This window comes from Pantoea sp. XY16 (genome assembly GCF_025153065.1).
Classification (GTDB): Bacteria; Pseudomonadota; Gammaproteobacteria; order Enterobacterales; family Enterobacteriaceae; genus Pantoea; species Pantoea alfalfae.
Genome location: NZ_JANZNP010000009.1, coordinates 63,343 through 89,639 on the forward strand (window position 1 = coordinate 63,343; position 26,297 = coordinate 89,639).

Annotated in this window: 20 protein-coding genes and 1 riboswitch; of the genes, 6 read left to right on the forward strand and 14 right to left on the reverse strand. The window is 57.1% G+C overall.

The genetic code is table 11. The features are described from left to right. Positions 1–105: 105 nt before the first annotated feature. From N1689_RS13655 to N1689_RS13665, 3 genes are all read left to right on the forward strand, one after another. Positions 106–1,245 (forward strand): porin, encoded by a 1,140-nt coding sequence (locus N1689_RS13655; protein WP_161731676.1) that lies wholly within the window; start codon positions 106–108, stop codon positions 1,243–1,245. Between the two features lie 234 nt (positions 1,246–1,479). After that, on the forward strand, positions 1,480–1,962 hold the full coding sequence (gene folA, locus N1689_RS13660; protein WP_161731674.1) for a type 3 dihydrofolate reductase: 483 nt from the start codon (positions 1,480–1,482) through the stop codon (positions 1,960–1,962). Positions 1,963–2,052: 90 nt separating this feature from the next. Further along, positions 2,053–3,936 (forward strand): PhoX family phosphatase, encoded by a 1,884-nt coding sequence (locus N1689_RS13665; protein ID WP_161731672.1) that lies wholly within the window; start codon positions 2,053–2,055, stop codon positions 3,934–3,936. Between the two features lie 34 nt (positions 3,937–3,970). Here N1689_RS13665 and apaH read toward each other — a convergent pair whose 3' ends face one another. From apaH to lptD, 6 genes are read right to left on the reverse strand one after another with little or no spacing between them, the layout of a single operon-like run. Then, positions 3,971–4,828, reverse strand: coding sequence for a bis(5'-nucleosyl)-tetraphosphatase (symmetrical) ApaH (gene apaH, locus N1689_RS13670; RefSeq protein ID WP_260059163.1), 858 nt, complete (start codon positions 4,826–4,828; stop codon positions 3,971–3,973). Positions 4,829–4,881: 53 nt separating this feature from the next. After that, positions 4,882–5,259, reverse strand: a complete 378-nt coding sequence (gene apaG, locus N1689_RS13675; protein ID WP_161731668.1) for a Co2+/Mg2+ efflux protein ApaG — start codon at positions 5,257–5,259, stop codon at positions 4,882–4,884. Between the two features lie 3 nt (positions 5,260–5,262). Beyond that, positions 5,263–6,084, reverse strand: coding sequence for a 16S rRNA (adenine(1518)-N(6)/adenine(1519)-N(6))-dimethyltransferase RsmA (rsmA, locus tag N1689_RS13680; RefSeq protein ID WP_161731666.1), 822 nt, complete (start codon positions 6,082–6,084; stop codon positions 5,263–5,265). Continuing rightward, positions 6,077–7,069, reverse strand: coding sequence for a 4-hydroxythreonine-4-phosphate dehydrogenase PdxA (gene pdxA, locus N1689_RS13685; protein ID WP_161731664.1), 993 nt, complete (start codon positions 7,067–7,069; stop codon positions 6,077–6,079). Before pdxA ends, rsmA begins: the two co-directional genes overlap by 8 nt. Next, the gene (gene surA / locus N1689_RS13690) at positions 7,059–8,354 is read right to left on the reverse strand and encodes a peptidylprolyl isomerase SurA (protein WP_161731662.1); all 1,296 of its coding nucleotides are present in this window, start codon (positions 8,352–8,354) and stop codon (positions 7,059–7,061) included. The genes pdxA and surA overlap by 11 nt, the downstream gene beginning before the upstream one ends. Before the next feature lie 54 nt (positions 8,355–8,408). Continuing rightward, the gene (lptD, locus tag N1689_RS13695) at positions 8,409–10,784 is read right to left on the reverse strand and encodes an LPS assembly protein LptD (RefSeq protein ID WP_161731660.1); all 2,376 of its coding nucleotides are present in this window, start codon (positions 10,782–10,784) and stop codon (positions 8,409–8,411) included. A 182-nt stretch (positions 10,785–10,966) separates the two neighbouring features. Here lptD and djlA point away from each other — a divergent pair, with 182 nt between their 5' ends. Continuing rightward, positions 10,967–11,776 carry a co-chaperone DjlA gene (gene djlA / locus N1689_RS13700; RefSeq protein WP_013356743.1) on the forward strand — a complete coding sequence of 270 codons (810 nt, stop codon included), beginning with the start codon at positions 10,967–10,969 and terminating at the stop codon, positions 11,774–11,776. A 59-nt stretch (positions 11,777–11,835) separates the two neighbouring features. Here the strand turns inward: djlA and rluA are convergent, their stop codons facing one another. The 3 genes from rluA to polB form a co-directional block, all read right to left on the reverse strand. Then, positions 11,836–12,489, reverse strand: a complete 654-nt coding sequence (gene rluA / locus N1689_RS13705) for a bifunctional tRNA pseudouridine(32) synthase/23S rRNA pseudouridine(746) synthase RluA (RefSeq protein ID WP_161731658.1) — start codon at positions 12,487–12,489, stop codon at positions 11,836–11,838. 38 nt (positions 12,490–12,527) lie between these two features. Next, on the reverse strand, positions 12,528–15,434 hold the full coding sequence (gene rapA, locus N1689_RS13710; protein ID WP_222924574.1) for an RNA polymerase-associated protein RapA: 2,907 nt from the start codon (positions 15,432–15,434) through the stop codon (positions 12,528–12,530). A gap of 152 nt (positions 15,435–15,586) precedes the next feature. After that, complete coding sequence (gene polB / locus N1689_RS13715; protein ID WP_161731741.1) at positions 15,587–17,947, reverse strand: DNA polymerase II; 2,361 nt, start codon at positions 17,945–17,947, stop codon at positions 15,587–15,589. Positions 17,948–18,116: 169 nt separating this feature from the next. Here polB and N1689_RS13720 point away from each other — a divergent pair, with 169 nt between their 5' ends. Beyond that, on the forward strand, positions 18,117–18,881 hold the full coding sequence (locus N1689_RS13720; RefSeq protein ID WP_161731654.1) for a DedA family protein: 765 nt from the start codon (positions 18,117–18,119) through the stop codon (positions 18,879–18,881). Between the two features lie 3 nt (positions 18,882–18,884). Here the strand turns inward: N1689_RS13720 and thiQ are convergent, their stop codons facing one another. The 4 genes from thiQ to sgrR form a co-directional block, all read right to left on the reverse strand. Then, entirely contained in the window at positions 18,885–19,586 is a 702-nt protein-coding gene (gene thiQ / locus N1689_RS13725) for a thiamine ABC transporter ATP-binding protein ThiQ (protein ID WP_161731652.1), read from the reverse strand. Continuing rightward, entirely contained in the window at positions 19,570–21,180 is a 1,611-nt protein-coding gene (gene thiP, locus N1689_RS13730; RefSeq protein ID WP_260059165.1) for a thiamine/thiamine pyrophosphate ABC transporter permease ThiP, read from the reverse strand. Before thiP ends, thiQ begins: the two co-directional genes overlap by 17 nt. Next, entirely contained in the window at positions 21,156–22,142 is a 987-nt protein-coding gene (gene thiB, locus N1689_RS13735; RefSeq protein ID WP_161731648.1) for a thiamine ABC transporter substrate binding subunit, read from the reverse strand. Before thiB ends, thiP begins: the two co-directional genes overlap by 25 nt. Before the next feature lie 46 nt (positions 22,143–22,188). Continuing rightward, positions 22,189–22,291, reverse strand: a riboswitch (TPP riboswitch). Positions 22,292–22,326: 35 nt separating this feature from the next. After that, complete coding sequence (gene sgrR / locus N1689_RS13740) at positions 22,327–23,988, reverse strand: HTH-type transcriptional regulator SgrR (protein ID WP_161731646.1); 1,662 nt, start codon at positions 23,986–23,988, stop codon at positions 22,327–22,329. Between the two features lie 253 nt (positions 23,989–24,241). On the opposite strand from sgrR, the gene N1689_RS13745 reads away from it, so the two are divergent. Further along, on the forward strand, positions 24,242–25,420 hold the full coding sequence (locus N1689_RS13745) for an MFS transporter (RefSeq protein ID WP_260059166.1): 1,179 nt from the start codon (positions 24,242–24,244) through the stop codon (positions 25,418–25,420). A gap of 269 nt (positions 25,421–25,689) precedes the next feature. Here the strand turns inward: N1689_RS13745 and leuD are convergent, their stop codons facing one another. After that, on the reverse strand, positions 25,690–26,295 hold the full coding sequence (gene leuD, locus N1689_RS13750) for a 3-isopropylmalate dehydratase small subunit (protein WP_161731642.1): 606 nt from the start codon (positions 26,293–26,295) through the stop codon (positions 25,690–25,692). Positions 26,296–26,297 lie beyond the last annotated feature (2 nt).

Sequence of the window (26,297 nt, forward strand, 5' to 3'; positions counted from 1 at the left end):
ACGCCGGTTCGCACAAATTTATAAGATAAACACTTCCTGTGCGGATTTTTCGCCAGTACTATGCCTGCCGCTCATCACTGGAGCGTATCAGGACATAAATAAAAAATGAAAATGCGTACTTTTTCTCTGAGTGCAGTGGCTGCACTGATGGCTATTCTTCCTTTCGCCAGCCAGGCGGAAATTACCCTGTTGAAACAGGATCCGCAGGCGGGCGATCCACTTAGCCGTCTTACCCTGAATGTTGGCGGCAGCATCCGTGCTCAGGTCAATCATCAGACCGGCGTGGATGACAAATCCTACAAGCGCGACGGTTTCGATGGTGGCACCCGTTTCCGTTTTGGCGCTGACTATTACCTGTTTGATGACGTGAGCTGGATCAGCTACTACGAGCTGGGTGTTAACGTACCGGCGGTGTTCAGCTGGGATCGTCACTATGCCGATGGTGCCAATAACACCACGCGTCGCCAGCTCTACACCGGTCTGAAAAGCAAAACCTGGGGTCAGCTTACCTTTGGTCAGCAGAACAGCGTCTATTATGACACCGTGGGCGCCAAAACGGATATCTGGGATTACGACATGATCGGCCAGGCACCGGGCAACGGAATCAACGGCGACTACGATGGATCTTACCGTTCACGTAAGCAGCTGAAGTACAAAAACAGCTTCGGCGACGCGGATATCTACGCTTCTTATCTGTTCGAAGATAACGAGTATCTGCCAGGCAACGGCCTGCGCTATAAGCGCAAAGGCGGCGGCTCACTGGGCGTGGATTACCACATCACTGAGGATCTGAGCTGGGGCACGGCGTGGAACTACACTCGCGCGGCGATGCGTAATCCGAACAACGGCGACAGCCGCGATTACGACCAGAACATCTACGGCACCGCACTGAGCTGGACACCAGGCAACTGGACGCTGTCAGCCGGTGGCGGCTGGTATCAGAACTTCATGACCACCAAACGCAAAGATGTGCATGACTACTTTGCTGGCGATGCGTGGGGCATTGAATATTTCGCTGGTTACAAGATCCCGGTGGCGCAGTACGGTCTGAAAGCCATCCAGCCTTATGTCATGGGTGACCGCATCGAGTATGCGACTGGCCGTGATTACCAGCGCATCGACAACGGTCTGGGTGTGACGCTGTTCCTCGACTACGGTTTCCGTGTTGATTACGAACATGTCTTTACCTCCAGCACCGATAACCTGGGTGATATGAATCTGGTGCGTCTGCGCTACGACTTCTGATAACCCTGACGGCTCCTGCGGGAGCCGTTTTCTTTTGCGCACGCTTTTTGTGCCAGCCTGAGGCCAGTCGCTGGCGCGCTGCGGCAAACTGACGCGATTACGCGGTGAAAAACGCTGCACAGGCCGCGAAAAACGGCATCATGAAAAGCTTTACGCAAATAGATCTTTCCCCCTATCGACGAAAGTTTCACCTTTACGTATCATGGCGCCAATTTTTTTCAGTGAGTGGTTAACATGATTAGTCTTATCGCGGCATTAGCAGCAGATCGCATTATTGGAATGGAGAACGCCATGCCGTGGGACCTGCCTGCAGATCTGGCGTGGTTCAAGTGCAATACGCTGAAGAAACCGGTGATTATGGGGCGATTGACCTTTGAATCCATTGGCCGTCCGTTACCTGGACGACTGAACATTGTTGTCAGCAGTAAGCCAGGCACCACAGAAGGCGTGACCTGGGTTACGTCGCTGGATGAGGCGTTACAGGCAGCCGGAGACGCTGAGGAGATCATGGTGATTGGCGGTGGCCGCGTCTATGAGCAGATGCTGAAGCGTGCCGATCGTCTTTATCTGACGCACATTGATGCGGAAGTAGAAGGTGATACGCAGTTCCCGGATTACGAGCCGGACGAATGGCAGTCCACTTTCAGCGAATTCCACGACGCTGATGAGCAGAACTCTCACAGCTACTGTTTTGAGATCCTCGACCGTCGCCGTTAATCCTCTTTCCGCCTGGCTGTAACCTGGCTGTCATCTCTGTTCATTAGCATTGCTTCTTTTCTGGGATCGTCATAAAGGAAGCAATCAATAATGAAAACCGAACTCTCCGCATTAAGCACTGACCGCCTTCGTGATCCACATCGTCGTAAATTTCTTGCCGGTTCCGGCGCGATAGGGCTGACCGGCTTTCTCAGCGGCAGCCTCACGCTTTCAGGAAACGTACTGGCGCAGACAAAGCCTGCCGGCAGCCCACTGCTGGGCTTTCAGGCGATTGCCGCATCTACGGCCGATGAGGTTGTGGTCGCACCGGGCTATCGTGCTGACGTGCTGATCTCCTGGGGTGATCCGCTGGTGAATGGCGCGGTCGCGTTTGACCCGCACGGCAACAATAGCGCAGAAGATCAGGAAAAGCAGTTCGGTGACAACAACGATGGGATGAGCTTCTTCGCGATTAATGACCAGCGTGGCGTGATGGCGATTAACAATGAATACGTGAACGAGCCGACGCTATTTGCCCACGGCGGCAGTAAAGCGACCAGCCTGGAAGATGTCAAAAAGTCGCAGGCGGCGCACGGTATCTCCATCGTTGAAGTCAAACGGGGTGAGGACAATCGCTGGCAGGTGGTACGTCCTTCTGACTATAACCGCCGCATTACCGCCAATACCCCGATGCGCTTCTCCGGTCCGGCCGCAGGGGATAAAGCGCTGCAGACTGCGGCCGATCCGCAGGGAATGAATGTCCTGGGCACCTTTGGTAACTGCGCCAACGGCAAAACGCCGTGGGGCACCTATCTCACCTGTGAAGAGAACTACGATACCTACTTTGGTACCCATCAGGCCGACTTTACCCCGACCCCACAGCAGAAGCGCTATACCCTGAATGCCGCCGAGCCGGAGCGCAACTGGTCTGACTTTGATCCCCGCTTCGATATCGCTAAGAATCCCAACGAATTCAACCGTCACGGCTGGATCGTCGAAATCGATCCTTTCGATCCTCACTCCGTGCCGGTAAAGCGGACCGCGCTGGGCCGCTTTAAGCACGAGAATGCCGCCGTGACGGTCGCGAAAACCGGCCAGCTGGTGGTTTATATGGGCGACGACGAGCGCGGCGAATATATCTATAAATATGTCTCCGACGACAAGGTCATCCCGGATGATGCTAAAGCCAATCACGGACTGCTGGATAAGGGCACGCTCTATGTGGCGCAGTTCAACGGTGATGCGCAGGGCACACCGCTGAAAGGCACCGGGCGCTGGCTGGCGCTGAAGTGGGGCGAAAATGGACTCACCGCTGAAAAGGGATTCAATAGCCAGGCAGATGTTTTGATCAATGCGCGTGCGGCGGCCGATGTCGTTAACGCCACGCGGATGGACCGGCCCGAGTGGATTGCCGTTAACCCACACGATGGTCGTGCCTACTGCACGCTGACCAACAACAACAAGCGCGGGAATGAAGGCATGCCGGTCAATGCAGCGAATCCGCGGCCAAAAAATATTTACGGTCAGATTATCCGCTGGGATGAGAAGGGCGATGCCACTGCACAGACCTTTGAGTGGGATATCTATGCCTTGTGCGGCAACCCGATAGCACATCCTGAAGGGGTTTATCGCGGCACACCTAACATCACGGCGGAGAACACCTTCAACAGCCCGGATGGCCTGGGATTTGATGCGCAGGGGCGCTTGTGGATCCTGACCGACGGCAAGTACAGTAACAAAGAGGATTATCAGGGGCAGGGGAATAATCAGATGCTGGTGGGAGATCCTGACAGTGGAGAGATCCGCCGGTTTATGGTCGGCCCCAAATCGTGCGAGCTTACCGGTATTACCTTCACGCCCGACTACAAAACGCTGTTCGTGAATGTGCAGCATCCCGGTGAAGAGGGTGACTCACACTTTCCCAATAACAGCCCGCGTCCACGTTCGTCGGTGATCATGATCACCCGCGAAGATGGCGGCATTATCGGTGCATAAAACAGGATGCTGGCCTGACTGACCAGCATCGCCGTTATAACGCAGGCGGTGCGAGACTGTCGCTGGAGGCCAGCGCTTGTTCGCGATTGGAAGGCTGCACGACATAACGCTGACCTTCCCAGTGCAGCAGGGTCAGCGTTCCGCCCCAGCAGCAGCCGGTATCCAGACCGATAATGCCGTCTGGTGTCCCTTTGCCTTCCAGTGATGCCCAGTGACCAAACACGATGGTGTAGTCACGTGCAACCGGCCCCTCGATGTTAAACCAGGGTTTCAGCGGCGGAAGGGCGGATTCAGGGGCATCTTTGCAGATCATGTCCAGCTGACCGTTGGGGAAGCAGTAACGCATGCGCGTCAGGGCGTTGGTGCTAAAGCGCAGACGCGCCAGGCCGGTCAAATCCTCACTCCAGTTGTTCGGCATATCGCCATACATGGCATCCAGGAACAGCGGATAACTGTCGCTGGCGAGAACCGCTTCCACTTCACGCGCACACTTTTTCGCGGTTTCGATATCCCACTGCGGTGTGATACCGGCGTGGCCCATCACCAGTTTTTTCTCTTCATCAACCTGTAATAGCGGCTGACGACGTAGCCAGTTGATCAGCTCATCTGCATCGTCCGCTTCGAGCAGGGGGGTCAGGCGATCTTTAGGCTTGTTACGGCTGATCCCGGCGTAAACCGCCAGCAGATGCAAATCGTGATTGCCCAGCACCAGACGTACCGCGTCACCCAGCGATTTCACGTAGCGCAGGACGTCAAGGGAGCCTGGACCGCGTGCCACCAGGTCGCCGGTCAGCCACAGCGTATCCTGCTCAGGATTGAAATCGACCTGTTGCAGCAACGCACGTAATTCATCGTAGCAACCGTGAACATCGCCAATCAGGTATGTGCTCATAACGTTTTATCCATCAGGAAGGTGCCCGATTTAACGGGCAAAAAGCGTGTAAATCAATGAATGTGGGTCTGAATGGCGAGGCGGAACACCGGGATCTCGACGTGGAAGGTATCACCCTGTTCGTCGACCATCACGTAATGTCCCTGCATGGTGCCCATCGGCGTTTCGATCACCGCACCGCTGGTGTACTGAAATTCATTACCAGGCGCAATACATGGCTGTTCACCGACCACGCCTTCACCCTGAACCTCCGTTTCGCGGCCGTTACCATTGGTAATCAGCCAGTAACGTCCCAGCAGTTGCACAGCGGAACGGCCCAGATTGCGTATCGTAATGGTATAGGCGAAGACGTAGCGATCGTCATCCGGTGAGGATTGTGAGGCGACGTACTGGCTTTGCACATGGACGGAGACGCGGGCCGTTTCACTCATGACTTACTCCTGCGATTTTCCCTGATGATTGGCCAGCCAGTTCGCCAGCTGACAATATTGCGCGACGGAGACGTTCTCGGCACGCAGGGTTGGATCTATGGATAACTCTTCCAGCGCACCGGCAGCCACCATGTGGCTCAGGCTGTTGCGCAGCGTTTTACGTCGCTGGCCGAACGCTTCAGTGGTAATGCGGCTCAGAATACGCACATCGCTGACCGGATATGGTGGCTCGGCATACGGCACCAGACGCACCACGGCAGAGTCTACTTTCGGTGGCGGTGTAAAAGAGTGCGGAGGCACTTCCAGCACCGGAATGACCTGGCAGTAATATTGCGCCATCACCGTCAGACGACCGTAGGTCTTACTACCCGGACCGGCGACCAGACGATTGACCACTTCTTTCTGCAGCATGAAGTGCATATCTTTGATCGAACCAGTATAGCTGAAAAGGTGGAACATCAGCGGGGTCGAAATATTGTACGGCAGGTTACCAAATACCCGCAGCGGCTGGCCTCTCTCCTGCGCCAGCGCGGCGAAGTCGAAGGTCATGGCATCCTGCTGGAAGATAGTCAGTTTAGGGCCAAGGAACGGATGCGTTTCCAGACGCGCAGCGAGGTCGCGGTCCAGCTCTATCACCGTTAATTTATCGAGGCGTTCGCCGACCGGTTCGGTCAGGGCACCCAGGCCCGGACCGATCTCTACCAGCGCTTCATCGCGCTGTGGATGGATGGCGGAGACAATGCTGTCGATAATGTACTGATCGTTCAGGAAGTTCTGCCCGAAACGTTTACGGGCATAGTGCCCCTGATGGACGCGATTATTCATTACTGCTCTTGATCATAGTGATGGCGAGGTTAAGCGCCGTGATGAAGCTGCCCGGTTCAGCCTGACCCAGACCAGCGAGTTCAAGCGCAGTGCCATGGTCAACTGAAGTCCGGATAAAGGGCAGGCCCAGGGTGATATTCACCGCCCGGCCAAACCCCTGGAATTTGAGTACCGGCAGGCCCTGGTCGTGATACATCGCCAGCACCGCATCGGCATATTGCAGATATTTAGGCTGAAAAAGGGTATCCGCAGGCAGCGGGCCGGTCAGGTTAATGCCCTGCTGACGCAGTTCATTGAGTGCCGGCGTGATGGTCTCGATCTCTTCCCGACCCATGTGGCCGCTTTCGCCCGCATGAGGATTAAGACCACAGACGTAAATATGCGGCTCGGCAATGGCAAACTTCTGCTGCAGATCACGATGCAGAATCGTAATCACTTCATGCAGACAGTCGCGGGTTACCGCAGCGGGGACATCTTTCAGCGGCAGATGGGTAGTTGCCAGTGCGACGCGCAGCTCTTCTGTCGCCAGCATCATCACGACACGATGGCCGCCCGCGCGATCGGCGAAGAATTCGGTATGGCCGGTAAAGGCGATGCCGGCATCATTGATGACGCCTTTGTGCACCGGGCCGGTAATCAGGGCAGTGAACTCACCATCGAGACAACCGTCACAGGCGCGCGCCAGGGTGGCCAGCACATAGTCGCTGTTGGCGACGCAAAGCTCGCCGGGCGTGACCGGCGCTGCCGTTTCGATGGGCAGGATAGTCAGCGTACCCGCCTGCTGCGGCAATGCTGCCATGCCAGGCTGATAGGGACGCAGGGTCAGCGGCAAACCGAGTTGTGCCGCACGCTGCTGCAACAGGGCAGGTGAGGCGCAGACTACCAGTTCAACCGGCCACGACTGCTGGGCCAGCTGAACAGTAAGATCGGGACCAATCCCGGCAGGTTCGCCGGGGGTGATCACTACACGGGCATTACTGCGCATTGCCATCCAGAATCTTCACGTAGGCACTGGCGCGTTGTTCCTGCATCCAGGTCTGTGCTTCTTCTGCGAACTTACGGTTAAACAGCATACGGTAAGCACGCTCTTTCTGGGCTGCATCGGTTTTATCCACCTGACGGGTATCCAGCAACTGAATCAGATGCCAGCCGAAAGAGGAGTGAACTGGCTGACTCGTCTGACCTTTTTTCAGGCGCAGCAGTGCGTCACGAAACGCCGGATCAAAGACTTCCGGAGAGGTCCAGCCGAGATCGCCGCCCTGGTTCGCCGAACCCGGGTCATCAGAGTACTGTTTGGCCGCCGCGGCGAAAGTGGTTTTGCCACTGCGGATGTCAGCCGCGATCTGTTCCAGCTGCGCGCGTGCCTGTTCATCTGTGAGAATCGGCGATGGCTTCAGCAGAATGTGACGCGAATGCACTTCGGTGACAGAGACATTTTTGCTCTCGCCACGCAGGTCATTCACTTTCAGGATATGGAAGCCGACACCTGAGCGAACGGGTCCGACGATATCGCCTTTTTTCGCGGTCGCCAGCGCCTGCGCAAACAGGGTTGGTAACTCTTCGATTTTGCCCCAGCCCATGTTGCCGCCTTTCAGCGCCTGAGAGTCAGCAGAGTAGGTTACGGCCATCTTGCCGAAGTCCGCGCCATTTTTCAGTTCGCCAACCAGCTGTTTCGCCAGTGTTTCCTGCTCATCAACCTGCTGCTGCGTCGGGTTTTCCGGCAGCGGCAGCAGAATATGGCTGACGTTCAGTTCTGTCCCCTGACTGTTCTGAGAACCGATCTGGTTAGCCAGCGTATCGACTTCCTGCGGCAGAATGGTGACGCGACGACGCACTTCGTTATTGCGCACTTCAGCAATGGTCATCTCTTTACGGATCTGAGAACGATAAACGCTGTAATTCATGCCGTCATAAGCCAGACGACTGCGCAACTGATCAAGGCTCATCCTGTTCTGCGCAGCGATGTTCTGAATCGCCTGGTCCAGTTGCTCGTCGCTGATCTGGATCCCCGCTTTTTCACCCATCTGCAGAATGATGTTGTCCATGATCTGACGTTCCAGAATCTGATGGCGCAACGTTTTATCATCCGGCAACTGCTGACCTGCCTGCTGGGCCTGAGATTTAACCGTGCCCATCATGCCGTCCACGTCACTCTCAAGAACCACGCCGTTATTGACCACGGCTGCAACTTTATCAACGACTTGTGGTGCTGCGAACGCGGTGTTAGCACTGATTGCCACACCAAGAATCAGCATTCTCCAGTTCTTCATACTTTATCCATTGTTGGTTCCGCACTGCGGGATTGCCTGTCAAACATCACAACATCAGAAAGCGGGCTGGTAAGGGATAATGCCCTGACGCAGCATATCGTTGGTGCCTAAGCCATAGTTAGAACTCAGACCACGCAGCTCAATGTTGAATGAGATTTGGTTGTCATATTTACTGTCGTTGTTTTCCCAGCCGTTAATTTTGCGTTCGTAACCGACCCGGATCGCGTAACAGCATGAACTGTATTGCAGTCCAACCAGCTGCGACGCCGGACGCGTGTTGCGGGTATCGTAGTAGTAAGCGCCTACCACGGACCATGCATCCGCAATCGGCCAGCTGGCCGTAGTGCCCACCTGTGAAATCCCGTTTTTAAAGATAGGATTTGTCACCAGCGCACTGTTGTTCAGCGCCGTTGCCACATATTCCGGGCTGCTGTAACGGTAGCTCAGTTGCACCATACGGTCGGCATCACGACGGTATTCCAGTACGGTATTGCCCTGGGAGACGTTGTCGAGTTTGGTGTCATATTGCAGCCCACCTCTGACGCCCCAGCGATCGCTGATTTTCCAGTATGTATCACCAGCCCAAATCAGGCTGCCGGTATCATCTTCTTTACTGGTTTGATTCACACCAGTACGAGAAGGGGTAAACGAGTAGATTTGACCCACAGAAACGTTAAAACGTTCAACCAGATCGGTATCATAAATACGCGAGGTGACACCGGTAGCCACTTCATTGGCTGACGCGATGCGATCCAGCCCGCTATAAGTACGGTCGCGGAACAGACCGGTGTAGTCGGTTTGCAGCAATGTTGAGTCGTAGGGATAGATATTGCTTTGATTGCGGTACGGGATATAGAGGTACTGTACGCGCGGTTCCAGCGTCTGGGTATAGCCCGCAGCCGAGTTCATATCGCGGTCAAACACCAGCCGTCCATCCACTTTAAACTGCGGCAGGGTACGGTTGACCGACTCATCCAGCTCGCCGCTCTGATCACCCCTGAGGCCATTGGCCGCATTATTATAGTAATCAACGTCAGTCTGCTGATAGTGGGTCGCCAGGAACTTCGCTTCGGTATCCAGACTGGCCCAGCCGTTTGACAGCGGCAGGTTCAGCGTCGGCTCAATGTGCAAACGGGTCGCTTCAGGGTAGTGATCGCTGACGTTGGTAAATTTCACCGCCTGAGCATAGATCCGGCCATCAAACGGGCCAATATCGTTCTGATAGAGATTAACGTCCAGCTGCGGCATCGCGCGGTAAACGTTATCGCTGCTGCTATTGCCGAATACCTGGAAATCTTTAGTGGAGAGCGTCGCGTCCCAGTTAGTGTCGGCATAGCCTATGCTGAATTTCTGCGTGGCGTAGTTATCAGTCGAGCTGTAGTACTTCGAGTCGAGATCGTTGAAGTAATATTTGTCGCTGACCTTAGTGTAGTCCGCGTTGAAACGCCAGTGCTGGTCATAAACACCCGCATGACGCCAGTAGAACAGCCAGCGATCGGAGCTGTCATCGTCGGCGATGCCGCGCAACGCTTTGTCGTTGTCATACTGTTTATCGGAGCCGAGGTAGTCAAATTCCATCAGACCGGCACCCAGCGTGGTCAGATAACGGAATTCATTTTCAAACTTCATGCCGCGCTTACTGATGTAGTGCGGCGTGATGGTCGCATCGGCCTGCGGCGCGATGTTCCAGTAATAGGGCAGAATGAACTCGAAGCCATTATTGCTGCCATATTTTGCGTTCGGGATCAGGAAACCGGACCGGCGACGATCGCCAATCGGTAACTGCAGATAGGGGCTGTAGAACACCGGAACGGAACCGAGCTTAAAGCGGGCGTTCCAGATCTCCGCCACTTCCTCTTCGCGATCCTGGATCACTTCTGAACCCACTACGCTCCAGCTGTTGGAGCCAGGCAGACAGGACGTAAATGTACCGTTTTCCAGGATGGTATAGCGGTTATCGCCGCGCAGCTTCATCTGGTCTGCAGTCCCGCGTCCCTGACGATCCACCATCTGGTATTGGCCATTCCAGACGTTGGTATCTTTGCTGTTGAGGTTTGACCAGGCTTTCGGACCTTTCAGGATGACCTGATTGTCATCGTAGTGCACATTACCCAGGGCATCGACGGTACGCACTGGCGCGGTCTGGCCTTCCTGCTGACGCTGATGAAGCTGAACTTCATCCGCCTGCATACGGCTGTTGCCCTGCTCAATGTTTACATTGCCGGTGAAGACCGCATCATCGGGATAGTTCCCTTTCGCGGCATCAGAGTGAATGGTGACAGGCAGCTGGTTCGTATTACCGTTCACCAGCGGGCGGTTATAACTCGGCACGCCTAACATACACTGCGACATCAAATCGTCGGCAAAGGCTTGCTGGCTAATGGCTGCGCCGATCAGTGTGGCCAGCAGGGTAGGTATATGTTTTTTCATACGCGGTATCGAGAATTCCATGAAAACTGGCATCATGCCGACAATCGGGTCAGAGACTAACTTACTGCCCGGCGTTGTGCCAGTGTTAATCCTGGTCTGTCAGCGTTGCCGTTAGGCGCTGAGATAAATGACAGGTATGATAATGCAATTTTCAGCCGCAAGCATGGCGAATTGAGGAGTTTATGCGCTACTGGGGAAAAGTTATGGGTCTGGCGGTGGGATTACTTTCCGGCGCAGGCTTTTGGGGTATTGTGATTGGCTTGATCATTGGCCATATGATTGACAAAGTACGCGGTGCGCAAGGCAAGGCTTACTTCTCAAATAATCAGACCCGACAGACGCTGTTTTTCAGCACCACCTTTCAGGTGATGGGCCATCTGACCAAGTCAAAAGGGCGCGTCACGGAAGCGGATATTCAGATTGCTTCGCTGCTAATGGAACGGATGCAGCTGCATGGTGACTCCCGCAGTGCAGCCCAGCGCGCGTTCCGCGAAGGCAAGCAGGCGGATTACCCGTTACGCAGTAAATTGCGTGAACTGCGCAGCGCCTGTTTTGGCCGGTTCGATCTGATCCGGATGTTCCTGGAGATCCAGATTCAGGCCGCCTTTGCCGACGGCTCACTGCATCCCAACGAACGTCAGGTGCTCTATGTGATTGCTGAAGAGCTGGGCATTTCGCGTGTCCAGTTCGATCAGTTCCTGCGCATGATGGAGGGTGGCCAGCAGTTTGGCGGTGGTCAGCGCAGTTCGGGCGGTTTCCAGCAGGCGCAACGCGGCCCAACGCTGGAAGATGCCTGTAGCGTGCTGGGCGTGAAGAGCAGCGATGACGCCACCACGATTAAACGCGCGTACCGTAAACTCATGAGCGAGCATCATCCTGACAAGCTGGTGGCGAAAGGGCTGCCGCCAGAGATGATGGAGATGGCGAAGCAGAAAGCGCAGGAAATTCAGGCAGCGTACGATCTGATTCGCAAAGAGAAAGGCTTTAAGTAATCACTATGTCTCCTGGCCTCTTCTGCAACAGAGGAGGCCACGGTGACAGGCAGTAGATTTCAAAAATCGGCGGGCTGGCGAAACGTCATGGCATTACCAAATGCCGGATGGGTAATGGTCAGTGACTCTGCATGCAGCAGCAAACGGGCTGCCATCGCTTTAGCCTCCGGATGCGCATAGAAGTTATCCCCCAGAATCGGATGGCCCAGCGCCAGCATATGCACCCGCAGCTGGTGTGAACGGCCGGTAATCGGCTTCAGCAACAGGCGCGCACAGTTATCCGCACGATATTCCAGCACCTGATACTCCGTCTGCGCGGCTTTGCCGGTCTCGAAGCAAACCATCTGCTTTGGACGATTTGGCCAGTCACAAATCAGCGGCAGATCAACCAGTCCTTCTTCCTTCTCCGGATGCCCCCAGATGCAGGCCACGTAGGTTTTGGAAGGCTCGCGCTCACGGAACTGGCGCTTCAGCTCGCGTTCAGCCGCTTTGGTCAGCGCCACCACCATTACGCCGCTGGTCGCCATATCGAGCCGGTGAACGGATTCTGCCTGCGGGAAATCACGCTGTATCCGCGTCATCACGCTATCTTTGTGCTCATCCAGACGACCGGGTACCGAGAGCAGACCGCTGGGTTTGTTCACGACCATGATGTGTGCATCCTGATAAAGGATGTGCAGCCAGGGTTCACGCGGTGGGTTGTAAGGTTCCATGGGGCTTTCCAAAAATAAGGGGCCAGTGGCCCCTGAGCTTACTGGTGTGTCACCACAATCAGGCGCAGCGCGTCGAGACGCCAGTTAGCCTGATCGAGACTTTCCAGCACCTGTTCGCGATTGCTTTCCAGTGCCTCGACTTCATCGTCGCGGATGTTCGGGTTGACGGCTTTCAGCGCGTTAAGACGCGAAAGCTCGGCACCCAGCTTCTCGTTCGCTTCAGCACGTGCCGCATCGATCACCGCGCGCGCTTCGCTGACCACACTCTCTTCGGCCTGCGTCAGAATCGCATGCACATCCTGCTGCACCGCATTCACCAGTTTACTGGCGGTATGACGGTTAACGGCATTCAGCTGACGGTTAAAGCTTTCGAACTCCACTTTTCCCGCCAGGTTGGTGCCTTTGGTATCCATCAGCAGACGGATTGGCGTCGGTGGCAGGAAACGGGTCAGTTGCAGATGCTTCGGTGCCTGCGCTTCAACGACATAGATCAGCTCAACCAGCAGGGTCCCCACCGGCAGCGCCTTGTTCTTAAGTAGTGACAGTGCGCTGCTGCCGGTATCGCCTGACAGGATCAGATCCAGTCCGTTACGAATCAGCGGGTGTTCCCAGGTAATAAACTGGGTATCCTCGCGCGACAGCGCCTGATCGCGGTTAAAGGTGATGGTGCAGCCATCTTCCGGCAAACCAGGGAAATCAGGCACCAGCATGTGGTCGGAAGGGGTCAGCACAATCAGATTATCGCTGCGATCTTCCTGATTGATGCCGACGATATCAAAGAGGTTGAGCGCGAAGTTCACCAGGCCGGTGTCGTTATCCTGCTCGCTGATGGCATTGGCCAGCAACTGCGCCGATTCACCCCCGTTAGAGTTCAGCTCCAGCAGGCGATCACGACCCTGTTCCAGCTGCGATTTCAGCGCGTCGTGCTGTTTACGGCAGTCAGTGATAAACGCATCGAAGCCTTCATTGTTTTCCGGCGCGGCCAGATAGCCGATCAGCTGTGAATGAACGCTGTCATAGATGGTGCGGCCGGTCGGGCAGGTGTGTTCAAACGCGTCCAGCCCTTCGTGATACCAGCGCAGCAGCACCGCCTGTGCGGTCTGCTCCAGCCACGGTACCAGAACCTGAATGTCGTGCGCCTGACCGATACGATCCAGACGACCGATACGCTGTTCCAGCAGGTCCGGGTTAAACGGCAGGTCGAACATCACCAGACGGCTGGCAAACTGGAAGTTGCGGCCCTCTGAACCGATCTCAGAGCAAAGCAGCACCTGAGCGCCGTTCTCTTCTGAGGCAAACCAGGCCGCGGCGCGGTCGCGCTCAATGATCGACAGCCCCTCGTGGAACACCGCGGCGCGGATACCTTCGCGCTCGCGCAGTACCTGCTCCAGCTGCAGCGCGGTGGCCGCTTTGGCACAGATCACCAGCACCTTCTCTTTACGGTTAGTGGTGAGATAGCCCATCAGCCATTCCACGCGCGGATCGAAGTTCCACCAGGTGCCGCTGTCACCTTCAAATTCCTGATAAATCTGTTCCGGGTAGAGCAGGTCACGCGCCCGCTCTTCTGCGCTTTTGCGCGCGCCCATGATGCCGGAAACTTTAATCGCCGTCTGATACTGCGCTGGCAGCGGCAGGCGGATCTGATGCAGTTCGCGTTTCGGGAAGCCTTTAACTCCATTACGGGTGTTTCGGAACAGTACGCGACTGGTGCCGTGGCGGTCCATCAGCATGGATATCAGCTCCTGACGCGCTTCCAGCTTGCCGTCACGATCGCTGTTGGCGACCTGTAGCAGCGGCTCAATGTCCTGCTCGCCGACCAGATCGTTGATTCGGTTCATCTCCTCCTGGGAGATTGCCTTGTCTGCCAGCAGTGCTGTGACAGCATCGGCAATCGGGCGGAAATGCTGCTGCTCTTCAACAAAGGCGGCAAAGTCATGGAAACGGTCCGGGTCGAGCAGGCGCAGACGGGCGAAGTGGCTCTCCATACCCAGCTGTTCTGGTGTTGCAGTCAGCAGCAGAACGCCAGCAGTTTTCTCCGCCAGCTTTTCGATAACCTGATATTCGCGGCTTGGCTCGCCTTCTGACCAGGCCAGATGGTGCGCTTCATCCACCACCAGCAGATCCCATTCGGCATCGGCCAGCATCTCAAGGCGCTGTTTGTTACGGCGCACAAAGTCCAGCGAGCAGATAATCAGCTGCTCCGTTTCAAACGGGTTGTCACTGTCGTGCTGCGCTTCGGTATAGCGATCGTCATCAAACAGCGCAAAGCGCAGGTTGAAGCGGCGCAGCATTTCGACCAGCCACTGGTGCTGTAAGGTTTCAGGCACCACGATCAGGACACGCTCAGCACGACCCGCCAGCAGCTGCTGCTGGATGATCATCCCGGCTTCAATGGTTTTACCCAGGCCAACTTCATCGGCCAGCAGCACGCGCGGCGCATGGCGGCGACCCACATCATGGGCGATATGCAACTGGTGAGGGATCAGGTTGGTGCGCATACCGCGTAAGCCGCTGATAGGCAGACGATATTGCTCGCTCTGGTATTTACGGGCGCGGAAGCGGAGGGCGAAACGATCCATCCGGTCAAGCTGGCCGGCAAACAGACGATCCTGCGGCTTACTGAACACCAGCTTGCTGTCGAGCATGACTTCGCGCAGCATCACGTCGCTTTCTTCGGTGTCCAGCCGGGTACCGATATAGGTCATCAGGTCATTTTCGTTGCGTACTTCATCGACGCGCATCTGCCAGCCTTCGTGACTGGTGATGGTATCACCCGGATTAAAGATGACGCGGGTAACCGGCGAATCGTTGCGGGCGTAGAGGCGGTTTTCCCCCGTGGCCGGAAACAGCAGGGTGATCATGCGGGTATCGATCGCCACCACGGTGCCCAGTCCCAGTTCACTTTCCGTATCACTAATCCAGCGCTGACCTAATGTAAAAACCATATTTTTTTGCTCAAATTTTAACGTTTTTAGAGGTGTTCCCAAAGCTCAGGCAATAGCGCTACCGCCAGACAAACGAGATCTGGAGCGGGAGTAAGAGCGGTGAGTTTCAGGAAGGGCGCTATGGTACTGGATGGCAGGGCGTTCGTCACCTGTCAAAAAAGCCCCAGTTGCCCTGTAATCAGTGTAGCAAAATCCCCTTCAACAAAGGGCAGAATCCCCTCTGCGATCGGCTGAAGTTGCTTCGTCACGTAGTGGTCATAGTCCAGTGGCGTGCGGCGCGCTTCCAGTGGTTCCGGACCCGCCGTCGCCATAACGTAACGAATACGGCCTCCCTTCTGGTACTGCAATGGCCGGTTTAATTTACGATTCTGCTCATCGGCCAGCCGGGCGGCACGCACATGCGGGGGCACGTTTCGTTCATATTCATTCAGCGGCCGCCGCAGACGCTTTTTGTAGATCAGCTGATCGTCGAGTTCACCGGCCAGCAACTGCGCTACGGTCGTGCGGATGTAGTCCTGCCACGGCTCACGGTGAAAAATGCGATGGTAGAGCTGCTGCTGAAACTGTTTGGCCAGCGGCGTCCAGTCGGTTCGTACCGATTCCAGCCCCTTGAAGACCATGCGCTCACCGGCAGCGTCACGAATCAGTCCGGCGTAGCGTTTCTTGCTGCCCTGTTCCGCGCCGCGAATGGTTGGCATCAGGAAGCGGCAGAAGTGGCTTTCATACTCCAGTTCCAGTGCGCTGGTCAGCCCCTGGGTTTGCTGCAGGTGGGCTCGCCACCAGGCATTCACTTTCTGCACCAGCTGCTGACCAATCGCGGCGGCCTGCTCTTCGCTGTGGGCGGACTTCAGCCAGACAAACGTGGAGTCGGTGTCGCCATAGATAACGTCGTAGCCTTCCGCCTCAATCAGTGCGCGGGTCTGCTGCATGATGGCGTGACCGCGCAGGGTAATTGAGGAGGCGAGACGCGGATCAAAGAAGCGGCAGGCGCTGGTGCCCAGCACGCCGTAAAAGGCATTCATAATGATCTTCAGCGCCTGAGACAGCGGCTGGTTGTTCTGCTTTTTCGCCGCTTCACGACCCAGCCAGATCTGCTCAACAATCGCGGGCAGACAGTGGGTATGCCGTGAGAAACGCGCTTCGCGGAAACCTTCGACTGAATCGGCATCATCAGGATGGGCCAGCCCCTCTACCAGACCCACCGGGTCGATCAGGAAGGTGCGGATAATCGACGGATAGAGGCTTTTGTAATCCAGCACCAGCACCGAGTCATACAGGCCGGGGCGCGAATCCATCACATAGCCGCCCGGACTCGCTTCCGGGGCGACATCACCCATGTTCGGGGCGACAAATCCGGCGCGATGCATCCGCGGAATATAAAGATGACCAAAGGCCGCCACCGAACCGCCGTGGCGATCGACCGCAAGGCCATTCACCGCCGCGCGTTCCAGCAGAAACGGCATAATCGCGGTTTTGTGAAAAATGCGCGTCACCAGCTCGCAGTCTTTCAGGTTATAGCGTGCCAGCGCCGGTTTATCGTTGGCAAAGCGCCAGTTGATCTCCTCCATTCGCTGCCAGGGATTATCAATCGCTTTCCCTTCACCCAGCAGCTGTTGCGACACCGACTCCAGGCTGAACGACGGGAAATCCCAGAACGCCGATTTCAGTGCGTCGATGCCATCGATAATTAACCGACCGCTGGCCTGAGCGAAAAAAACGCCGGGCTTGAAGCCATGTTCACGCCACTCCAGCGCGGCCTGCTGGCGGCCAAGACGCAACGGAATACCATAGCGATCGGCATGCTTTTGCAGCACCCGCAGGTCAAACTGCACCACGTTCCAGCCAATCAACACGTCCGGGTCATGCTCTGCAAACCACTGGTTCAGTGCTTCAAGCAGTTGCGGGCGGCTGTCGAGATAGATCAGCTCAAAATCCAGCATGCTGGCATCACCGTTTGGCGGGCCGAGCATAAAGACCTGGCGCTGACCGCACCCCTCCAGCCCGATGCAGTAAAGCTCGCCGTGCTGCGTGGTTTCAATGTCCAGCGAGACCCATTTCAGCGGCGGGCGATAGTCGGGATGAGGTTTGAGCCGCGCATTAATCATGCTGTCGCCGTGCTGCTCGCCGTCAAACCAGACCGGGGCGGTAATAAAACGCTCCATCAGGTAGCGCTCCGGCGGACGGATATCCGCCTCATAGACCGGAATGCCCTGTTCACGCAGCCGTTTTTCGATGCGCTGTAGCTGACGATTCTGCGGGCAATAGAGACCAAAAACCGGACGGCGGCGGAAATCTTTCAGCGCTAGCGACTGAATCCGAAACTGACGTTCATCTTTAAGTAATTCGCTGACCTGCGCCTGAAATTCTTCAGGAATAAACGCGACAGACTCCTGCACCGGCAGCACCACGCGCTGCGCGCCGGCATCGGTGGCAAGCCAGAGGATAATTTCGCTGCCATGCGGGCTGTCGCGCCAGTGGCGGGTGAGCAGAAAACCTGCGCGGGGCATATTCAGATGGTCTCCGGACTCAGCAATTCAGGGGTGAGAAAACCGCTTAAGTATACCATGGATATTTATACAGTTCCCGTTACTGAGTTTTGTCAACATTGTCCTACAATTCTTGCCTTGACGCTGTGTGGCTGGCTCTGGACAATCCAGCCTTCTGCTTTTACTAAGGATGATTATGGAAGCCTGGATTCAACAACTGATTACGCAGTCTCTGGAGTGGGCGCTGTTTGCCGTTGCGCTGGTGACATTTCTGGAGTCGCTGGCGCTGGTCGGGCTGTTGCTGCCAGGTACGGTAATGATGGCCAGTCTGGGCGCGCTGGTCGGCAGTGGCGAACTTGGCCTTTACCCTGCCTGGGCTGCGGGCTTTGCCGGCTGTCTGATTGGTGATTGGGTCTCTTACGGCATCGGCTGGAAATTCCAGGGGCCGCTGCATCGCTGGAAGTATCTGCAAAAATATAAAGGCCTGCTGGATAAAACCGAGCACGCCCTGCATCAGCACAGCATGTTTACGATTCTGGTCGGTCGATTTGTAGGCCCTACGCGTCCGCTGATCCCGCTGGCGGCCGGTATGCTGGAGCTGCCGGTGCGTAAATTTCTGCCGCCAAACATTATTGGCTGCATTCTCTGGCCGCCGCTCTATCTGCTGCCCGGTATTCTGGCGGGGGTAGCGATCGATGTGCCCAAAGCCGCGCAGGGGAGCAGCTTTAAATGGCTGTTACTCGGCGCAGCACTGCTGATCTGGCTGGGTGGCTGGTTATGCTGGCGCTGGTGGCGCAGCGGCAAGAGCCGCGACTGGGCCACGGCCTGGCTGCCGCCTGAGCGTTTGCGCTGGGCAGGACCGCTGGGTCTGGTGGTCGCCGTCTCGGCGTTCGTCGGCATTCAGTTCCATCCGATGATGCCGGTTTTCCGGCATCTGCTGTGGCAGGTTTTCTTCGCCTGATGCTTAACGATGCGGGATACCGAGTACCTCGGCCTCCCGCGTCTCGCCCGACAGCAGCTGTCGGGTTTCGCCATCCCAGTACACCCGTCCATCCACAATCACCACGCTGCGCGGCGCAATCTGCTGGGCATCTTCCAGACTGTGCGACACCATCAGCAGCGTGATGCTGCGCGCTTCACACACCGAACGTACCAGTTGCAGCATCTCTCCGCGCAGCGCCGGGTCCAGCGCAGAAAAAGGCTCATCCAGCAGTAATACCGGACGATCACGCAACAGGCAGCGTGCCAGCGCCACGCGCTGTCGCTGTCCGCCCGACAGTTCGCCCGGCAGACGGGTAAGCAGATCGCCTAATCCCACCTGATCGGCCAGCGCAGCCAATTGCTGACGCTGCTCAGTGCTGAGTTTTAATCCCGGATGCAGCCCCAGCGCCATATTCTGCTGCACGCTGAGGTGCGGAAACAGGTTGTTCTCCTGAAACAGCATCGACACGGGCCGTCTGGCCGGCACGCTGTGGGTGTGCTCCTGGCCGTCAATCATCAGGGTGCCCTGTTTCACTGGCAGGAAACCGGCAATCAGGCTCAGCAGCGTGCTTTTACCGGCCCCGCTGGGGCCGAGGATCGCGATGCGCTCGCCGCGAGTGGCGTTGAGACTAAAGCGCATCGGCAGATGCTGATAAAGGTACGTGAGGTTATTCAGTGTCAGCATGGCGGTCTGGTAATTTTTCCATCAGGGTGAACAGCAACAAACAGAGCAGCAGCAGCAGCAGGGCAGTGACCGCGCCATCTGCGCCGCGATAGGCGCCGATCTGCTGATAAAGGTAGAATGGCAGCGTGCGGAAGTCGGCGCTGCCAAACAGCGCCACCACGCCAAAATCACCAATCGACAGCACGCAGGCAAAGGCCAGTGCCTGAGCCAGCGGACGCTTCAGCGCCCGCAGCTCAATCAGCCGCAGCCGGTTCCAGCCGTGGATATCCAGAGAATCGCAGAGTCTGCCATAGCGCTCTGCGACATCCCGCATCGGGTTTTCCAGCACTTTCAGCGCATAGGGAATGGCGATCAGCGCATTGGTAAAGATCACCAGCCCGTCGGCCGACTCGGGCAGGCCGATGGTGGCGTTGAACAACAGGAAAAAGCCGGTGGCGAGCACGATGCCTGGCATCGCCAGAATCAGCATGCCGCTGGTGTCGATAAGGGTTGCCGCCGCCGGGCGCTGACGCAGGCGCAGCTCGCGGCTGCTCCACAGCAGCATCATGGTCAGCACCACACAGAGCAGACCGGCGCCGGTGGCGATGCGCAATGAAGTCAACGTGGCCTGCCACAGTGCAGGCTGTGCCAGCGCGCCTCGCACTCCGCCGTGCAGACCATCGACGATGACCGCCGCCAGTGGAGGCAGCAGCAGGATCAGCGCCAGCAGGATCAGCAGCGCATCAACCAGCTGCGCCCCGCGCGAATCCTGCGGATCGCGCCAGCCGTTCAACTGACTGGTTCCGGCGGGAATCGCCTTGCTGAAGCGCTGGCTGAGCAGCACCAGCGTTACGCAGCAGCCAAGCTGGATCAGCGCCAGCAGTGCAGCGCGTCCGGGATCGTAGTCATAACTCAGCGCCTGGAATATCGCCAGCTCAATGGTCGTCGCCTGCGGGCCGCCGCCCAGCGAGAGCACGGTAGCAAAGCTGGCGAAACAGAGCATGAAGATCAGCGCGCCGGTCGGCAGCAGCTGACGCCGCAGCCATGGCCACTCCAGCAGACGAAAATGGTGCCAGCCGCGCAGGTCGAGCTGTGCCGCCAGCTGACGCTGTTCCGCCGGAATGCTCTCGAGCGCCTGCAGCATCAGGCGGGTCGCCAGCGGCAGGTTAAAGAAGACGTGCGCCAGCAAAATGCCCGACAAACCGTAGGGAGAGAAGTGGTAATCGATCCCTGCCAGCTGGCACAGCTGCGCCAGCCAGCCATTGCTACCGTAGACGGTTAGCAGCCCAAATACCGCCACCAGTACTGGCAGCACCAGCGTCATGGCGCACAAGCGCAGCAGCAGCTGGCGGCCTGGGAAACGACGTCGATAGAGCGCCCGCGCCAGCGGCACCGCAGGCAGCAGCGACAGCAGGGCGGAGAGGAGCGCCTGAGCAAACGAGAATGCGATAACGTGATGCAGATAGTCATCCTGCAGCACGCCGCGTAAGTCCGTGTCCGGCGCGGCGCGCCAGAGTGCACCGAAGGCCAGAAACGCCACAAGTGTCAGTAATGCTGTGGCGAGGGAACCGGGAATCAGCCAGCGCGGCATCAGCGGCTGACGGCGCGTTGCCACTGGCTAATCCAGCCCGAGCGCTGGCTGGCAACCTCTTCCGGCGAGAACTGCAGGGCGGTGGAAGGCACGTCGAGCGCCGCGAAACCGGCAGGCAGCGGCGTGTCGATCACCGGGTACATCCAGTTGCCGGTGGGTATGGTGCGCTGGAAGTCAGGCGAGACCATAAACTTCATGAACTGCTGCGCCAGCGCTGGCTGTTTGCTGCTGGCTAACTGCGCGGCAACTTCAACCTGCAGATAGTGGCCCTCTGCAAACGGCGCGGCGGCATAGTTCTCTTTCTTCTCTTCGATGATGTGGTAAGCCGGAGAGGTGGTGTAGCTCAGCACCAGATCACCTTCGCCCTTGAGGAACAGGCCATAGGCTTCACTCCAGCCTTTGGTGACCGTCACTGTCTTCTGTGCCAGCTTTTGCCATGCCTGCGGTGCCTGATCGCCATAGACTTTCTGCATCCACAGCAATAGACCTAATCCGGGCGTGCTGGTGCGGGGATCTTCGTAGATCACGCGCCACTTCTCCGGGCTGTCGACCAGCTCTTTCAGGCTTTTTGGCGGATTCTTCAGCCGGGTTTTGTCATAGACAAACGCGAAGTAGCCATAATCAAACGGCACGAAGGTGGTGTTGTGCCAGCCATCGGGCAGTTTCAATGTCGAGGTGTCGACCTGACTTTCGGCAAACAGGCCGGTTTTCTGCGCCGACTGCACCAGATTGTTATCCAGCCCAAGCACCACATCCGCTTTACTGTTTTTGCCTTCCATGCGCACGCGGTTCAGCAGCGAGACGCCATCTTCCAGCGTGACGAATTTCAGCTCGCAATTGCACTGGGCTTCAAAGGCTTTTTTAACCGCCGGGCCAGGGCCCCAGTCGGCGGAGAAGGCGTCGTAGGTGTAGACCGTGAGAACCGGCTTGGCCGCCAGAACGGGGGCGGAGAGTAACAGCAGCACCGGCAGAACTTTGTTTAACACTTTGCGCTCCTTCAGGAGAATAGGGGATGAGTCGCAAAGGATCTGAGCACAGAGGCCTCTCAAATCCCTACGTCGGTATTAACCGAATCAGGTTCGACGGGTCTCTCTCAGCTGCTTGCTTGTGGCAGGCCGCACCCCGTTGAGAACGTCACATTCTAGTCATTTCAGCGCCAGGGCGAAAGCGTCACAGCGCCGGTGGCGCGAACCAGGCCGATTTAAAATCAAACCAGCCCAGGGTATTCATCCGCACACCGCGCATGCTGCGCTGGCCTTCCAGCAGCAGCCAGTGGTGAAACAGCGGATGCAGACCGGCTTCTTCGACCAGCTGTTTGCTCCATTCGGCCAGCGGCAGCGTTTTTTCGCGCCAGCGGGCCGCATCGCCGTGCCAGTCGATCGGCAGACAGTGATGCAGTAGCGGAATCTCATAAAGCTGCGCGAACAGCGAATAATTCAGCGGCAGGGTGAAGTTCACGCTGCCCAGCCAGATATCACTTTCCGCGTCGCCCTGATACCAGCTTTCGTAGCTAATCTCACGGGTCTCCAGCGTGACGCCATGCGCTGCCAGCAGCGGACGCAGCGCATTAGCGATGCCTTCATGCTCCACGTGCTGGCTGTACCAGGTCAGCGTCAGGTGCGTTAAGCCAGGCGGTTTTTCCACTGGCGTCAGGTCACGCCGGTGATGCCAGCGCGGCAGCAGGCCATACGCCGGAAACCAGTAACGCTGATAACCGACACCGGCATGATTGAGCAGGGCGATGGGGTTAAAGAGGTAACTGACCCAGCGGCGGACCGCCTCGTTGCGACCCTGCTCTGAACGCTGATCGAACAGCAGATAGTAGCAGCCCTCTTCAAGGCGGCTCTCCTCCTGAATCTCATCAATGCTGTCACCCTGCAGACGGACACCGGCATAGACCAGTTCATCGCTGATGTCGGGCAGTACCCAGATAGAGACATCATCAATCAGGGCGCGAAAACCGAAGTAGTCATCAAACGCTTCGATTTTCAGCTGGCTCTCCTGATTGCGTATCACCCGGTAAGGACCTGTGCCAACCGGCTGGCGGGCAAAATCACGCAGCGTCGGCCATTCGCGCGGCAGGATCATCGCACTGACGCTGCCCAGCAGCCAGGGCAAACCCTCGTCGGGCTGGCTTAAACGAATGTCCAGCGTCCAGGGGGCAGGTAAGTCAATCTGCTCTATATGGGAAAAGAGGGGATGGGTGCGCTGACGCTCCAGCGTGGCGAGCACATCCTCCATCTCCAGTTCTCTGCCGTGATGGAAGCGAATCGCCGGACGCACAAAGAAGCGCCAGTGAAGCGGAGAGGTCTGCTGCCAGTGGTGTGCAATATCAGGTTCAATTTCCCCGTTTTCCTCATTTATGCGCGTCAGGCCGTTGAAAATCTGTCGGGCAATATGCGTTTCCGAGCGCCGCAGCGCCGAACCGGGCAGCAGGTTAAGCAGCGGACGATAGTAGAGCACCCGCAGGATATGCTTGCCCTGCCGGAAACTGCGCCCCAGGTGTGCCCCAATCATCTGCCGCACCTGATTCTTATCGCCCACTAACTGGACCAGTTGATCGATGCGATCCTGTTCCAGCAAATCCTCGGCACGCTGCTGTTGTAAAGCCAGTCCGGTATAGCAGAAGGAGAGCTGTGAACGCTTGCCGCGTCCGGCTTCCGCCTGCCAGATCAGCCAGCCCGCGGCCTGCATCCGGTTGAGCAGATTGCGCATATGGCGGCGCGAGCAGTGCAGCAGGTCAGCCAGTTCGCTGAGGGTAATCTCCTGCGTTTGCCCCTGGCAGCTCTGCCACAGGCGAATGAACTGCTGCTTCAGACGTGATGAGGACATAAAAGGGGAACTCCCGGTGAAAAGCGCTCTGTTTTTTCTGCCCCATTTTAAGAGCAAACTTTGCGCTATGGGAAGAGCGGGAGGCATTCAGCACTGAATGGCGTTCGACCCTCACTTCGCTGTTCAGTGGAGTGCTTTTCTGAGTAGGGTGCATTTACACCGCCAGCAGATGATCTCTGCTGGCTTTTTTCATGTTGCGCGGTATCGTCTACCCTTCTTTTTCCCCTCTGTTTGTTCTGAAAGGGATTTCGCTATGAAATCGCTGTTAAAGCGGCAGCGCCGCATCAATCCGGTTTACCTCGCTTTTATGGTCGCCTCGTTCATGCTGGGCATCGCAGGCGCACTACAGGCACCAACACTTAGCCTGTTTCTGACGCGCGAGGTACAGGCGCGGCCCTTCTGGGTCGGGCTGTTTTTCACCATCAATGCGGTGGCCGGTATCGTGGTGAGTATGCTGGTGGCTAAGCGCTCAGACAGTGTTGGCGATCGTCGGCATATTATTCTTTTTTGTTGCCTGATGGCGCTGGTGAATGCGCTGCTGTTTGCCTTTACCCGCCATTATCTGACCCTGCTGACGCTGGGTGTGCTGCTGTCGGCGCTGGCCAGCGTCTCTATGCCTCAGCTGTTTGCGCTGGCGCGGGAGTATGCCGATCAGTCGGCGCGTGAAGCGGTGATGTTCAGTTCGGTGATGCGTGCCCAGCTGTCGCTGGCATGGGTAATCGGGCCACCGTTGTCGTTCGCGCTGGCGCTGAACTACGGTTTTGTGACGCTGTTTATGGTGGCTGCCGCGCTGTTTCTGATCTGTATCCTGCTGGTCTGGTTTACGCTGCCGTCTGTGCCACGCACGCAGCCGCTGATGCAAAGCGGCGGGCTGCCGATAAGCGGCTGGCGCGATCGGGATGTGCGGTTGCTGTTCATCGCTTCCGTTGTGATGTGGACCTGCAACACGATGTATATCATCGATATGCCGCTCTATATCAGCACAACGCTGGGACTGCCGGAGAAGCTGGCCGGTCTGCTGATGGGGACGGCGGCCGGGCTGGAGATTCCGGTGATGCTGCTGGCGGGACATTACGCGCGTCGCATCGGTAAGCGCAGGTTAATGCTGATTGCGGTGGCGGCTGGCGTCCTGTTTTATCTGGGGCTGGTGCTGTTCAACTCCCGCACCTCGCTGATGGTGTTGCAGCTGTTCAACGCGGTGTTTGTCGGAATTATTGCGGGTATCGGGATGCTGTGGTTCCAGGATCTGATGCCCGGGCGGCCCGGTGCGGCGACAACAATGTTTACTAACTCGATCTCGACCGGCATGATTCTGGCAGGGGTGATTCAGGGAACGCTGAGTGAGCGGCTGGGGCATGAGGCGGTTTACTGGCTGGCATTCGGGCTGGCGATTGTGGCGCTGGTGATGTCGGCGCGGGTGCGCGACGTATAAAAGAGAAAGGCGACAGGATGTCACTCCTGGATTTCTGACAAACTCCGATTCGAGGGAGTCTGACCGCAACAACACGCTTTACACGAAGGCAACACGGGCAGAGGAGAAAAGCGTCCCGCGCCATGGACGGCGCGGGACGAGCGGCCAGGGAAGGTTTAATCGACTTTCCGATCTGACCGTGTTGCCTTCGCAGGCTCGATCTCATAGCGGGCCAGAACCGAGATTGCCTGCAACCTCAGGCGACGGGATGTCGCCCTGTTTTAACTCAATCAGCGCAGGAAAGCGGGCTGATTCTGCTCGTACTGAGAAATCGAGGCTTCGTGCTGCAGCGTCAGGCCGATGCTGTCGAGGCCGTTAATCATGCAGTGGCGGCGGAAGCTGTCGAGCTCAAACGGATAGACTTTATCACCTGCGGTGACCGTCTGCGCTTCCAGATCAACCGTGAAGCTGATGCCCGGCTGGGCCGCAACCAGTCTGAACAGCTCATCCACTTCCTCTTCGCTTAATTTCACCGGCAGCAGCTGGTTGTTAAAGCTGTTGCCGTAAAAGATATCGGCGAAGCTCGGCGCAATCACCACGTGAAAACCGAAATCGGTCAGCGCCCAGGGGGCATGCTCACGTGATGAGCCGCAGCCAAAGTTCTCGCGTGCCAGCAGGATGCTGGTGCCTTTGAACGCCGGCTTGTTCAGCACAAAGCCGGGCGTTGGCACGGTGCCCGCGTCATCTTCAAAGCGCCAGTCGTGGAACAGGTGCTGACCGAAACCGGTACGGGTCACCTTCTGTAAAAACTGCTTGGGAATGATGGCATCCGTATCGACGTTCGCGGCGTCCAGCGGCGCAACAATGCCGGTGTGCTGAGTAAATTTATTCGCCATGA